We start from the raw sequence: 12,448 nt of genomic DNA, 5'->3' as shown, positions 1-12,448 counted from the left end.
TCTGTGTCCTCATCTGCCGCCCGCATCACCGCGGTTGACACCTACGACATCCGCTTCCCCACCTCGCGTGAGCTCGACGGCTCCGACGCGATGAACCCGGATCCCGACTACTCGGCCGCGTACGTCGTGCTGCGCACAGGCAGCGACGACACGGCCGACGGCCTGGAGGGGCACGGGTTCACCTTCACCATCGGGCGGGGCAACGATGTCCAGGTCGCCGCGATCGAGGCGCTGCGCCCGCACATCCTGGGCCGGCCGGTGGACGAACTGTGCGCGGATCCCGGCGCGTTGAGCCGGGACCTGATCGGGGACAGCCAACTGCGGTGGCTCGGGCCCGAGAAGGGCGTGATGCACATGGCGATCGGCGCCGTCGTCAACGCCGTCTGGGACCTGGCCGCCAAGCGCGCCGAGAAGCCGCTCTGGCAGCTGCTCGCCGACGCCACACCCGAATGGCTCGTGTCCCAGGTGGACTTCCGCTACATCGCGGACGTCCTCACCCCCGAGGACGCGCTCCGCCTGCTGAGCGAGGGCCGGGAGGGCGCGACCGAACGCGCCGCGCTGCTCAAGGAGCGCGGCTTCCCTGGCTACACCACCTCGCCCGGGTGGCTCGGCTACTCCGACGAGAAGCTCACCCGGCTGGCCCGTCAGGCCGTCGCCGACGGCTTCACCCAGATCAAGCTGAAGGTCGGCGCGGACCTCGCCGACGACGTACGCCGCTGCCGGGTGGCCCGATCCGTCGTCGGCCCCGGCATCCGCATCGCCATCGACGCCAACCAGCGCTGGAACGTCGACGAGGCCATCGAGTGGACCAGGGCGCTCGCCGAGTTCGACCCGTACTGGATCGAGGAGCCCACCAGCCCCGACGACGTCCTCGGCCACGCCGCGATCCGCAAGGCGATCGCCCCGGTCAAGGTCGCCACCGGCGAACACGTACAGAACCGGATCATCTTCAAGCAGCTGCTCCAGGCGGGCGCCATCGACGTGCTGCAGATCGACGCGGCCCGCGTCGGCGGCGTCAACGAGAACCTCGCGATCCTGCTGCTTGCCGCCAAGTTCGGCGTCCCCGTCTGCCCGCACGCCGGCGGCGTCGGCCTGTGCGAACTCGTCCAGCATCTCTCGATGTTCGACTACGTGGCACTGTCCGGCACGACCGAGGACCGCGTGATCGAATACGTGGATCATCTGCACGATCACTTCCTCGACCCGGTGGTGATCGGAGAGGGTCACTACATGGCACCCACCTCACCGGGCTTCTCGGCGACCATGCGGCCGGAGTCCATCGCGGAGTTCACGTTCCCCGGCGGCACCTTCTGGGCCGCCGACCTCGACCGGCAGAAGGAGCAGGCGGCATGAGCGACTTCGAGGGTCTCAGGGCCCTGGTGACGGGCGGCGCCTCCGGCATCGGCCGGGCCACCGCGGAGCTCCTCGCCTCCCGCGGCGCCCAGGTGGCCGTCCTCGACCTGGACCCCACGAGCGTCGAGAAGCCCCTGCTCGGCTACCAGGCGGACGTCACCGACGACGAGTCCGTACGCCGGGCCGTCGCCGCCGCGGTCGCCGACCTGGGCGGCCTCGACGTGCTGGTCAACAACGCGGGCATCGGCGCCCAGGGCACCGTGGAGGACAACGACGACGAGGTCTGGCACCGCGTACTGGACGTCAACGTCGTCGGCATGGTCCGTACGGCCCGGGCGGCCCTGCCGTACCTGCGGAAGTCCTCGCACGCGGCCATCGTGAACACCTGCTCCATCGCGGCCACCGCGGGCCTGCCGCAGCGCGCCCTGTACTCCGCGTCCAAGGGCGCCGTCCTGTCGCTGACCCTCGCCATGGCCGCCGACCACGTCCGCGAGGGCATCCGAGTCAACTGCGTGAACCCCGGCACCGTCGACACCCCCTGGGTCGGCCGCCTCCTGGACTCCGCGACGGACCCCGCCGCCGAACGGGCCGCCCTGGAGGCCCGCCAGCCCACCGGCCGACTCGTCTCGGCGTCCGAAGTCGCGGGCGCCGTCGCCTACTTGGCGAGCCCGCTGTCCGGCGCCACCACCGGCACCGCGCTCGCCGTGGACGGCGGTATGCAGGGGCTGCGACTGCGTCCGGCGGGCCAGTGAGCGGGTCGGCGAGCACGCCGCTGAACAGGCTCGGCCGCAGCGGCGTCGAGATCACCGCCCTCGCCCTCGGCGCCGCCGCCATCGGCAACCTCTTCACGGAGGTCCCCGACGAACAGGCGCACGAGACCGTGGGCGCCGCCTGGGACGCGGGCGTCCGGTACTTCGACACCGCGCCCCACTACGGCATCGGCCTCTCCGAACGCCGCCTGGGCGCGGCCCTGAGCGAGCGCCCCCGGTCGGCGTACACCATCTCGACCAAGGTGGGCCGCCGTCTGGAGCCCAGCGACGCGGGCGGCGACGACCTCGCCAACGGCTTCGCCGTGCCCGCCACACACCGCCGCGTGTGGGACTTCAGCGCGGACGGCGTACGCCGCAGCCTGGACGCCAGCCTGGAGCGGCTCGGCCTCGACCGGGTGGACGTCGTCTACCTCCACGACCCGGACGACCACGCCGAACAGGCCTTCCGGGAGGCCTATCCGGCGCTGGAGAAACTCCGCTCGGAGGGCGTGGTGGGCGCGATCGGCGCGGGCATGAACCAGTCCGGGATGCTCACCCGCTTCATCCTCGACACCGACGTCGACGTGGTGCTGTGCGCCGGGCGCTACACCCTCCTCGACCAGGGCGCGCTGGCCGAACTGCTGCCGGCCGCACAGGAGCGCGGGACCTCGGTGGTGATCGGCGGCGCCTTCAACTCCGGTTTGCTGGCCGACCCGAGGCCGGGAGCGATGTTCAACTACACGGCCGCACCGCCCGAGTTGCTGGACCGCGCCCTCGCTCTCAACGCCCTGGCCGACCGGTACGGCACCACCCTGCGCGCCGCCGCCCTGGCCTTCTGCGCCGCCCATCCGGCCGTCGCGGGCGTCCTCGTGGGAGCCAAGTCGCCGTACGAAGTCCGCGACTGCGCCGAGCAGTTCGCGACGCCGGTGCCAGCGGCCTTCTGGCAGGAGGCGCGGGACGCGGATCTCCTGCCCGTCGACGCGCCCGTGCCCGGCGAGCACGCGTCGGAGTCGAAGGGGGCGTCGTGAGAGTGGCCCTGCACACCAAGGTCCGCGCCGACCGTGTCGCCGAGTACGACGCCGCCCACCGGGAGGTCCCCGGGGAACTCACGGACGCCATCCGCGCCGCCGGAGCCTCCTCCTGGACGATCTGGCGCAGCGGCACCGACCTCTTCCACGTCCTGGAGTGCGAGGACTACCCGCGACTCCTCGCCGAACTGGAGAAACTGCCGGTCAACATCGCCTGGCAGGCCCGGATGGCCGAGCTTCTCGACGTGGTCCACGACTACTCGGCCGAGGGCTCGCAGGCGGAACTGCCGGTCGTATGGGAGCTGCCGTGACCGTACGCACGGGCACCGTCGACGCCCACCATCACGTCTGGGACCTCTCCGTACGGGACCAGGACTGGATCACCGGCCCCGAACTGGCGCCCCTCAGAAGGAACTTCACCGTCGAGGACCTGGAGCCGGAGGCGCGTGCCGTCGGAGTCTCCCGGACCGTCCTCGTGCAGACGGTTACGGTGGCGGAGGAGACCCCGGAGTTCCTGGCCCTCGCGGAGGCCCACCACCTGATCGGCGCGGTCGTCGGCTGGACCGACCTCACCAGCCCCGACGTGGCCGACGAACTGGCCCGCCTGCGCGAACTGCCGGGCGGCCGGTACCTGAAGAGCATCCGCCACCAGGTCCAGGGCGAGCCGGACCCCGAATGGCTGCTGCGCGAGGACGTACGCCGAGGACTGACGGCGGTCGCCGAGGCGGGCCTGGTCTACGACCTGGTGGTCCTTCCGCACCAACTCCCGGCCTGCGTACGGGCGGCGGAGCACCACCCCGAACTCACCTTCGTCCTGGACCACTTGGGCAAACCCCCGATCGCCGCAGGCGAGTTCGAACCCTGGGCCACCGGCATCCACGCCCTCGCGGCCCTGCCGAACACCGTCTGCAAGCTCTCCGGCATGGTCACGGAGGCGGACCCGAAGGGCTGGCGGGTGGGCGATCTGACCCGCTACTCGGACACCGTCCTGGAAGCCTTCGGCCCCGGCCGGCTCATGTTCGGCTCCGACTGGCCGGTGTGCACCCTCGTCGCCTCGTACGCCGAAGTGGCCGATATCGCGGGCCAGTTGACCGGGAAACTCAGTGAGAGCGAACAGGAGGAGATCTTCGCGGACACCGCGACCCGCGTCTACGGACTCTGAAGCACACTGGCGACCTACATCTACGACCTCTGAACCACCGCGTCGAGCCGCGTCGGCGGTAGGAATTCCCGTACATACGTCCGCTCCCAGCAGGCGCCCGTCTCCCGCAGTTCCCGCCAGGTCGTGTACCGGTAGCGGAAGAGGCGGGCCCGGACGTACCGGGGCGGCGCGTCCGGCGGGAACGGGGAGCGGCGCAGGAGTCGCAGTGTGTCCCGGTCGTTCTCCAGGAGCCGCTCCACCAGGGCACCGAACCACGATCCGGCGTAGGCGGGGGAGAGCGCGGCGAACCACATCATCCAGTCGAGCCGCAGGTGGTACGGGGCGAACTGACGCGGCCAGCGCCGCGGATCGCCGGGCTTGCCCCTGAACTCGTACTCCCGCCAGTCGGAGTCCTCGTGGGGTGCGGCGTCGGCCGTGCCCTCGACCACCACCTCGTACCGGACGCGGCTGACGCTGCCGAACGCCCCGTAGGTGTTCACCAGGTGGAGCGGGTCGAAGGAGCGGTTCATGACCTGGCGACGGGAGATCATGTTGCGGACCGGGCGGTAGCTCAGCGTCACGAGCACCGCGGCGACCGCGAGCACCACGACCTCGTACCAGAGCGGGGCGCCGGGGACCTCCGGGGCCGAGCCGGGGAGCTCCAGCGCCGAGAGGGCCAGCACGATCGTGATCCAGTTCAGCCAGGAGAAGTTGCCGGACAGGATCAGCCACAGCTGGGTGAGGATCATCAGGGCGGCGGCGGCCGTGGCGACGGGCTGAGGGGTGAACAGCAGGACCGGCACGACGAGTTGGGTGAAATGGTTGGCGGCCACCTCGACCCGGTGCAGCGGCTTCGGCAGATGGTGGAAGAACCAGCTCAGCGGGCCCGGCATCGGCTGGGTCTCGTGGTGGTGGTCGAGGCAGGTCAGCTTGCGCCAGCACGCGTCGCCGCGCATCTTGATCAGCCCCGCCCCGAACTCGACGCGGAACAGGATCCAGCGCAGCAGGAAGAGCACCACGACCGGCGGGGCGACCTCGTCGTTGCCCAGGAACACCGCGAGGAAGCCGGTCTCCAGGAGCAGGGACTCCCAGCCGAACGAGTACCAGGTCTGGCCGACGTTCACGATCGACAGATACATGACCCAGGGCACCAGCCAGAGCAACATGGCACCCCAGAGCGGCAGTTGACCGTCCAGCCCGGCGATGAGCGCCACCGACACCGCACAGCCGGTCCACGCCCAGGCCGCGAAGAAGCGGTCGGAGTAGTGGAGATGGAACACGCTCGGTGCCTGCCGGAACGGCACCCGCGCCACGAACCGGGGCACCGGCAGCATCCCGCGTCCGCCGATCAGCGCACGGAACTGCAGCGCCGCGCCCAGGAACGCGACGAGATAGACCACGGCCAGCGCCTTCTGGAGGACCAGTCGGCTCATCCAGTACTCGGGGGCTGTGAACCACTCCACGGAGCCCGCTCCCTTCCCTGCCGTTTCCCTGCCGTTGTGACCCTGAGTGACTCTCTCCGGCTTGCGCGGTTCCCGGGACCGACACAGACAATGGTGGACATATTGCCCGTGATGGGCCGGGACGGACGGGAGAACGTGGTGCGCATACCCGCCAGAGCCCTCGTCACGGCCTGCGCGCTCGCCTCGGCGCTCCTCACAGGAGGCTGCGGCGGTGACGGGGACAAGGCGTCCGGCTCCGCCACCGCCGGCGGAGAGGTCTTCCTCCAGCCGGTCGCGGCCCAGGGCCCGGACCCCTTCACCGACTCCACGGCCACCACGACCGCGACGCCGCCACCCGTCACCCGTACGCCCCGGTCCACGGCCCCGACCGGCAGTCCCACGGCGGAGGGCGTCCGGTCCGTCTCGGGCGGCACGCCGGGCCTCTACGGGGGTACCCGGCGCGTCGGCAGCTGTGACGTCGACCGGCAGATCCGCTTCCTCGCCGCCGACCAGGTCAAGGCGCGCGCCTTTGCCCAGGCCACCGGCATCGCCCGGGCAGGCATCCCCGACTATCTGCGCGGACTGACCTCGGTCGTGATGCGCGCCGACACCCGAGTCACGAACCACGGCTTCCGGGACGGGCGCGCGACCGAGTACCAGGCCGTCCTCCAGACGGGCACCGCTGTCCTCGTCGACAACCGGGGCGTACCGCGCGTGCGCTGCGCCTGCGGGAACCCGCTCAAGCCGCCGGTCGCCCTCCAGGGAACCCCGGGGCACCACGGCCGCCCGTGGTCCGGCTACCGGCCCACCGAGGTCGTCGTGGTCACTCCGGCCCCGCGGGTGATCGTCAACATCACGATCATCAACATCCAGAACAACACCTGGATCGAACGACGGATCGGCGACCACGACGGCGACGAGGACCGCATCGTGCCCGCGCCCGTCGTCGACCCGCACAGCCCGCGTCCGGACGGATCCTCTCTGTCGCCGGACGAGTCGTCGTCCGAGAGGTCGTCGCCCGACGGGTCGTCGTCGGAGCGTTCCCCGGATGGCGCCGACGAGTCCGCGAGCGACTGCGTGACGGCGACCGTGACCGTCACCCCCGGCACCACGGAGGGCACTCCGACGGACGGCTCCACGGACACCATGTCCCCCGACCCCTCGGACTGCCCCACGGTCACCGAGACGGCCGCTCCGGACCCCTCCGACTCCCTGGTGTCACCCCCGGACGGTACGGACACGGGCACGCCGCCCGACGCGGACGTCCCCGACGAGCCCGCCGTCGACCTGCCCGACGGCGCCGGCCTGATCCCCGGCTAGGCGGGGCCGTGCGCAACCTGCCGTACATCCGTCGGCCGCGCGGTTCCCGGGGGTGTCCCACGGGTCGAAGAATCGCCCAAATCCTGGCAAGGTGGGCCCATGGTTGATCGGGGAGCGAGCGCCCTGTCACTCCCGGACGACTGGCCCGCCCACCCGGACCCGATCCTGGCGCTCAACCGCATGGGCAGCTTCGACTGGGACCTGGACGCCGGAACCTTCCAGATGGACGCCCTGGCCCACGAGATCTTCGACCTGCGCCCCGACGAATACGACGGCCGCCCCGAATCGCTGAGCACCCGGGTGCCACCGACCGAGGGCCGCCGTATCGACGCCCACGTCTCCCAGGCCATCAAGGACGGCAGCGAGAACTACGGCGCGTACTTCCGGGTCCGCCGCCGTGACGGCACCCTGCGCTGGACCCACACCCAGGGCTACATCCGGCGCGACGAGACGGGCCGTCCCAACCGCATCATCGGCATCGTCCGCGACGCCACGCAGGAACTCGGCGAGGCCGAGGCCCGCCGCGAGCAGGCCGCCCTGGACGAGGCCCGCCGCCAGCAGACGAACGTCGTGCAGATCACCACCGCGGCCCTCGCGCACGCCCACACCGTCCAGGACGTCATCGACGTCCTCAAGGACACCCACGGGGTCACCCACCTGGGTGCCAAGAGCCTCGTCATGGGCCTGGTCGAGGCCGGCCGTATTCGGCTGGTCGCCGAGGGCCCCGCGGGCAGCTTCGTACCGGGCACGCTGGTCACCCGTATCGACGAGCAGTACCCGATGAGCGAGGCCGTGCGCACGCTCGCCCCGCGCTTCATCGAGTCGCCGGAGGAGTTCGCCGAGTCGTACCCGCTGCTCTGGCCGCACATCACCGATCTGGAGATCACCTCGGCCGCCTATCTGCCGCTCATCGCCCAGGCCCGGCCCATCGGCGCCATCGGACTGCTCTACAACGACCGGCACGGCTTCTCGTCGGAGGACCGCAACGTCCTGGTCGCGCTCGGCAGCAGCATCGCCCAGAGCCTCCAGCGGGCCATGTTCTACGAGCAGGAGAAGGACCTCGCCCAGGGCCTCCAGCAGGCCATGCTGCCGCGCTCCATCCCCAGCGTCCCTGGCGCGGACATCGCGGTCCGCTACCGTTCCGGCTCCCTCGGCCGGGACATCGGCGGCGACTGGTACGACGTGATCCCGCTGCCCGGCGGCCGCGTCGGGGCCGTCATCGGCGACGTCCAGGGCCACGACACGCACGCGGCAGCCGTCATGGGCCAGCTGCGCATCGTCCTGCGCGCCTACGCGGCCGAGGGCCACACCCCCGCCACCGTCATGGCCCGCGCCTCCGTCTTCCTGCACGAACTCGACACCGAGCGCTTCGCCACCTGCCTGTACGCGGAGGTCGACCTGTCCACCGGTGTGATGCAGGTCGTCCGGGCGGGCCACATCGACCCGCTCGTCCGTGACACCGACGGCAGCTGCCGCAGACTGCCCGTCGAAGGAGGACTGCCTCTCGGCCTCTCCGCCCTGTTCGGGCGCCTCGAATACCCGGTCAACACCCTCGAACTTGACCCCGGCCAGACCCTGCTGCTCTGCACCGACGGCCTCGTCGAACAGCCCGGGATCGACCTCGACGACGGCATGCAGACCCTGCGCGCGCTCATCTCCACCGGCCCCGACGACGTACGCGACCTCGCGGACCGGCTCATCGACGTGGCCGAGGAACGCGGCGGCGAGGACGACGTGGCGCTGCTCCTGATGCGGCGCCTCGGCCTCGACGCACAGCGCCCCGGAGGCCGGCTCCAGCAGCACGTCGGGCCCGGCGACCCCGAGGCGCTCGCCGAGGCGCGGCACATGATCCGCGCGGCCGTACGCGCCTGGGGCGCGGGGGAGAGGGCCGACGAGATCGAGCTGATCGCGGACGAGCTGATCACCAACGCCCTGATGCACACGGAGGGCTCCGCCATCGTGACGTTGCGCGTCCTCACCGGGCTCGACCGGCGGCTTCGGGTGGAGGTCGAGGACGCGTCCAGCGCGTTGCCGCGGCGGCGGGAGGCGGGGGAGTCCGGGGTCTCCGGGAGGGGGCTGCTCCTGGTGGACCGGCTCGCCGATGTGTGGGGCGTGGAGGCGAGGGGCGGCGGCAAGTGTGTGTGGTGCGAGTTCTTGGTGCGTGACCGGGAGTGAGCGGGGCCTGCGGGTGCGTTGTGACGTGCGGGTCGTGAGGGCTTGTCGCGCAGTTCGCCGCGCCTCTGAAGGGGCGTGAGTGGCACCCTGGATCCATGCCGGAGCTGCCCGAGGTCGAAGCCCTGAGGGACTTTCTGGGCGATCATCTCGTCGGTCACGAGATCGTGCGGGTGCTGCCCGTCGCGATCAGTGTGCTGAAGACGTACGAGCCGCCGCTGAGCGCCCTCGAAGGGCACGAGGTCGTCGCCGTGCACCGGCACGGGAAGTTTCTGGACCTGGAGACGGACGGCGGGCCGCGCCTCGTGACGCATTTGGCGCGTGCGGGGTGGCTGCACTGGAAGGACCGGCTTCCGGACGGTCCCACCCGTCACCCGACCACCGCCCCTCACCGACGCGCTGCGCGCGACTCCTTCTTGTCGCGGCCCGGCAAGGGCCCGCTGGCGATGCGCGTCGCCCTGGAGACCGGCGAGGGCTTCGACCTCACCGAGGCGGGCACCCAGAAGCGGCTGGCCGTGTACGTCGTACGGGATCCGGGGGAGGTCCCGGGTGTCGCCCGGCTCGGCCCGGACCCGCTGGCCGGCGACTTCGACGAGGCCCGTTTCGCGAAGCTCCTGCACGGCGAGCGGCGGCAGCTGAAGGGCGCCCTGCGCGACCAGAGCCTGATCGCGGGAGTGGGGAACGCCTACAGCGACGAGATCCTGCACGCCGCGAGGATGTCGCCCTTCAAGCTCGCCTCGACCCTGACGCCACAGGAGACGGGGCGGCTGTACGAGGCGCTGCGGACGACGCTCGCCGGTGCCGTCGAGCGCTCCCGCGGACTGGCCGCGGGCCGGCTGAAGGCCGAGAAGAAGAGCGGCCTGCGGGTCCACGGTCGCACCGGAGAGCCCTGCCCGGTCTGTGGCGACACCATCCGCGAGGTCTCCTTCAGCGACTCGTCCCTCCAGTACTGCCCGACCTGCCAGACGGGCGGCAAGCCCCTCGCGGACCGCAGGATGTCCAAGTTCCTGAAGTAGGCCCTGACCGCCGCGACGAGCCGTGACCGGCCGTCAGGCGCCTGCGCCTCAGGGGGCCTTCAGCGTCACCAGGGCCTTGCCCTCCGGGTTGCGCACCTCGTACCGGAGGACCTCGCCGGGATGCATCGCCGCCGCGCCGTGCATGGGCTCGGAGGGTTTGCTCTGGGCGGGCTCGCCGGCTTTCTCGGGCACGGTCCAGCTGAGTACGACCTGCTCCGAGTCGTCGCGGCCGATGGCGACGAGCTGGCAGCGCAGGAGACTCGGCGCGTTCTTGACCTTCAGGTCGACTTCGCTGCCCCAGGCGCGGTTCAGGGTGGTGACCTCGGCCCATACGCCCGACGACGGGTCGGTCGCCGCGACCGTCTCGCCGCCGGAGGACTCGTCCCCGGTGAAGACCGCGACCGCGGGACCGCCCACGGCGAAGGCCACGGCCGCGGCGACCGCGTACAGCCAGCGCCTGCGTCCGTTGCGGCGTGTCGACGCGACGTCTTCCAGGAGCCGGTCCAGCAGGGCCGGCCCGGCCTGCGTCATGGGATGCACCGCACGTGGCGTCGCCTGGGCGTATGCCCGCAACGACCGTGTGGTGGCTGCCAGTTCATGTATCTGAACCGCACACTGGGGACACTCCGTGAGGTGGTCCTCGAAGCGGAAGGCATCCGCCTCGTCCAGCACGCCGAGCGCGTATGCGCCGACGTCGCGGTGGCGTTCCAGCGACCTCATACCAAATCCTCGGTGCCGATGGGGTGTGTGTGCGGGGAGTAGTTGCTTGCCCACCGGTACGCAGGAGACCGCCGAATCACTCAAGTCCCGTAGGAAACGAACCAAGAGATTCGGAGCGGACGGGCCCGCGGATTGGTCGAGGTCGAGAAAAAACTGGTCAGGGTAGTTGGATGCAGGAGTGTGCCGGAAAACCCCTCAGAAAAGATGGATCGCCAGGTGCCCCAGAGGCAGCCCCAGCTGCCAGGCGGGTGTCCAGACCTTCGGGCCGTCGTCCTCCCCGATGACCGGACCGCCGCCCGGCACCGCGTCCAGGTCGGGCGCGAGCAGCTCGGTCTCCTCCAGCCAGCGCCAGGCCGCCGTCGCCAGGTCCAGGTCCGGCGCCGGACCACCCGCGTCGATCGCCTCGGCTGCGAGTCCGGACATGCGCTCCCGCACCCAGTCCTGCCACGGCTGGTCGTACGCCGTCAGCGACAGCCACGTCTCCAGCTGGGTGACGACCCGGATGCCCGAGAGCTCCCCGCTCGTGTCCGACAGGAAGATGGTGAGCGCCAGGGCATCGCGCCCGGCGCGGAACTCGAAGGACGTGGGCGGCATCAGGTCGCCCGTCCGCAGCAGTTCGTCGGCGATGTACTCGGCGTACAACCACGCCATGGGGACGGTGAGTTCACCACCACCCGCGCCGTCCGTGCTCTCTTGACCTCTGTGCAGCATCCCTTCCTGCCTTCCTCCGGTGCGTGCGCGTCGCCCGTCCCCGGGCCCCAGTCGGGAACACGGATGAAGACAGCTGATTGCTCAACCATGGTCCTCGGCAAGGCGCTTTACGGAGGCTTGACCTAGCCTCCGGTTTCACCGCAGGTCGGCCGCGTATCCCGGAAGAACCCGGCGCAGGGCGCGCAGCGCGTAGTACGCGCGAGATTTCACGGTACCGGGCGGAATACCCAGGGCCTCGGCGGCCTCCGCCACACTCGCCCCCCGGAAATACACCTGCACCAGGACTTCACGGTGCTCGGGAGTGAGTGTCTTCACAGCCTCTCGCACATCGAGGGTCGCCACCGAGCGTTCCGCGTGATCGGCCGCGACCCGCGCGCTCTCCAGCACGGCGTCCCCGACCTCGGCGGGCCGCGCCTGGCGGGCCCGCCGCGCGTCTATGGCGAGCCGCCGGCCGACCGTCAGCAGCCAGGGCCGTACGGAGTCGAAGTCGTCGGCGCGCAGCGCCTCGGGATGCTGCCAGGCGCGTACGAACGTCTCCTGCACCAGATCCTCGGCACGCTGGCGGTCTCCGTCGGAGAGCCTCAGCATCAGGGCGAAGAGCGGTGCGCCGTGCTCCCGCTGCAATTCGGCCAGCTCGTGCTCGGCGGTCGTCCTGCTGGTCATGGTCGTGGCGGCCGTCATGGCCGTATGCCAGCGCAGGGAGACCCGCCGGGACAGGCCATGGACACGGCTCGTCGGCAGACGGTCGAACCCGTCGACGAACGGTACGACGAACGGTCAACCGGGACGGAAGGCT

Annotated in this window: 12 protein-coding genes; 8 read left to right on the top strand and 4 right to left on the bottom strand. The window is 71.1% G+C overall.

Features of this window, described 5'->3' with window-relative positions; translation table 11 throughout:
* Positions 1 to 3: 3 nt before the first annotated feature.
* From ACH4YP_RS01220 to ACH4YP_RS01200, 5 genes are read left to right on the top strand one after another with little or no spacing between them, the layout of a single operon-like run.
* Positions 4 to 1,353, top strand: coding sequence for an L-fuconate dehydratase (locus ACH4YP_RS01220; protein WP_361059981.1), 1,350 nt, complete (start codon positions 4 to 6; stop codon positions 1,351 to 1,353).
* Positions 1,350 to 2,105: an SDR family oxidoreductase gene (locus tag ACH4YP_RS01215; protein WP_361059978.1), complete on the top strand. Its 756-nt coding sequence runs from the start codon at positions 1,350 to 1,352 to the stop codon at positions 2,103 to 2,105. Before ACH4YP_RS01220 ends, ACH4YP_RS01215 begins: the two co-directional genes overlap by 4 nt.
* Before the next feature lie 20 nt (positions 2,106 to 2,125).
* Entirely contained in the window at positions 2,126 to 3,130 is a 1,005-nt protein-coding gene (locus ACH4YP_RS01210; RefSeq protein ID WP_361060065.1) for an aldo/keto reductase, read from the top strand.
* Positions 3,127 to 3,441: an L-rhamnose mutarotase gene (locus ACH4YP_RS01205; RefSeq protein WP_361059975.1), complete on the top strand. Its 315-nt coding sequence runs from the start codon at positions 3,127 to 3,129 to the stop codon at positions 3,439 to 3,441. The genes ACH4YP_RS01210 and ACH4YP_RS01205 overlap by 4 nt, the downstream gene beginning before the upstream one ends.
* Positions 3,426 to 4,292 (top strand): amidohydrolase family protein, encoded by an 867-nt coding sequence (locus tag ACH4YP_RS01200; RefSeq protein WP_398488788.1) that lies wholly within the window; start codon positions 3,426 to 3,428, stop codon positions 4,290 to 4,292. The genes ACH4YP_RS01205 and ACH4YP_RS01200 overlap by 16 nt, the downstream gene beginning before the upstream one ends.
* Positions 4,293 to 4,312: 20 nt before the next feature.
* Here ACH4YP_RS01200 and ACH4YP_RS01195 read toward each other — a convergent pair whose 3' ends face one another.
* Positions 4,313 to 5,734 (bottom strand): lipase maturation factor family protein, encoded by a 1,422-nt coding sequence (locus ACH4YP_RS01195; protein ID WP_361059969.1) that lies wholly within the window; start codon positions 5,732 to 5,734, stop codon positions 4,313 to 4,315.
* 90 nt (positions 5,735 to 5,824) lie between these two features.
* Between ACH4YP_RS01195 and ACH4YP_RS01190 the strand changes: the two genes are divergently transcribed.
* From ACH4YP_RS01190 to ACH4YP_RS01180, 3 genes are all read left to right on the top strand, one after another.
* Complete coding sequence (locus ACH4YP_RS01190; RefSeq protein WP_398488787.1) at positions 5,825 to 7,033, top strand: DUF6777 domain-containing protein; 1,209 nt, start codon at positions 5,825 to 5,827, stop codon at positions 7,031 to 7,033.
* Positions 7,034 to 7,132: 99 nt separating this feature from the next.
* Positions 7,133 to 9,208 carry a SpoIIE family protein phosphatase gene (locus ACH4YP_RS01185; RefSeq protein WP_398488785.1) on the top strand — a complete coding sequence of 692 codons (2,076 nt, stop codon included), beginning with the start codon at positions 7,133 to 7,135 and terminating at the stop codon, positions 9,206 to 9,208.
* 95 nt (positions 9,209 to 9,303) lie between these two features.
* Positions 9,304 to 10,221 carry a DNA-formamidopyrimidine glycosylase family protein gene (locus ACH4YP_RS01180; protein WP_361059961.1) on the top strand — a complete coding sequence of 306 codons (918 nt, stop codon included), beginning with the start codon at positions 9,304 to 9,306 and terminating at the stop codon, positions 10,219 to 10,221.
* Positions 10,222 to 10,269: 48 nt separating this feature from the next.
* On the opposite strand, the gene ACH4YP_RS01175 is transcribed toward ACH4YP_RS01180, so the two are convergent.
* From ACH4YP_RS01175 to ACH4YP_RS01165, 3 genes are all read right to left on the bottom strand, one after another.
* The gene (locus ACH4YP_RS01175) at positions 10,270 to 10,941 is read right to left on the bottom strand and encodes a zf-HC2 domain-containing protein (protein WP_361059958.1); all 672 of its coding nucleotides are present in this window, start codon (positions 10,939 to 10,941) and stop codon (positions 10,270 to 10,272) included.
* A gap of 195 nt (positions 10,942 to 11,136) precedes the next feature.
* A complete protein-coding gene (locus tag ACH4YP_RS01170) occupies positions 11,137 to 11,652 on the bottom strand; it encodes a hypothetical protein (RefSeq protein ID WP_361059955.1) in 516 nt (171 codons plus the stop codon).
* A 135-nt stretch (positions 11,653 to 11,787) separates the two neighbouring features.
* Positions 11,788 to 12,333: a sigma-70 family RNA polymerase sigma factor gene (locus tag ACH4YP_RS01165; protein WP_200394485.1), complete on the bottom strand. Its 546-nt coding sequence runs from the start codon at positions 12,331 to 12,333 to the stop codon at positions 11,788 to 11,790.
* Positions 12,334 to 12,448 lie beyond the last annotated feature (115 nt).

Source organism: Streptomyces sp. NPDC020747 (genome assembly GCF_044334695.1).
Lineage (GTDB): Bacteria > Actinomycetota > Actinomycetes > Streptomycetales > Streptomycetaceae > Streptomyces.
This window is presented reverse-complemented; position numbering and strand designations above follow the sequence as displayed.

Coding starts and splice junctions, on each gene's coding strand:
- ACH4YP_RS01190 (WP_398488787.1), top strand. CDS start 5,825: ATGGTGGACATATTGCCCGTGATGGGCCGGGACGGACGGGAGAACGTG.
- ACH4YP_RS01215 (WP_361059978.1), top strand. CDS start 1,350: ATGAGCGACTTCGAGGGTCTCAGGGCCCTGGTGACGGGCGGCGCCTCC.
- ACH4YP_RS01170 (WP_361059955.1), bottom strand. CDS start 11,652: ATGCTGCACAGAGGTCAAGAGAGCACGGACGGCGCGGGTGGTGGTGAA.
- ACH4YP_RS01180 (WP_361059961.1), top strand. CDS start 9,304: ATGCCGGAGCTGCCCGAGGTCGAAGCCCTGAGGGACTTTCTGGGCGAT.
- ACH4YP_RS01185 (WP_398488785.1), top strand. CDS start 7,133: ATGGTTGATCGGGGAGCGAGCGCCCTGTCACTCCCGGACGACTGGCCC.
- ACH4YP_RS01165 (WP_200394485.1), bottom strand. CDS start 12,333: ATGACGGCCGCCACGACCATGACCAGCAGGACGACCGCCGAGCACGAG.
- ACH4YP_RS01175 (WP_361059958.1), bottom strand. CDS start 10,941: ATGAGGTCGCTGGAACGCCACCGCGACGTCGGCGCATACGCGCTCGGC.
- ACH4YP_RS01200 (WP_398488788.1), top strand. CDS start 3,426: ATGGGAGCTGCCGTGACCGTACGCACGGGCACCGTCGACGCCCACCAT.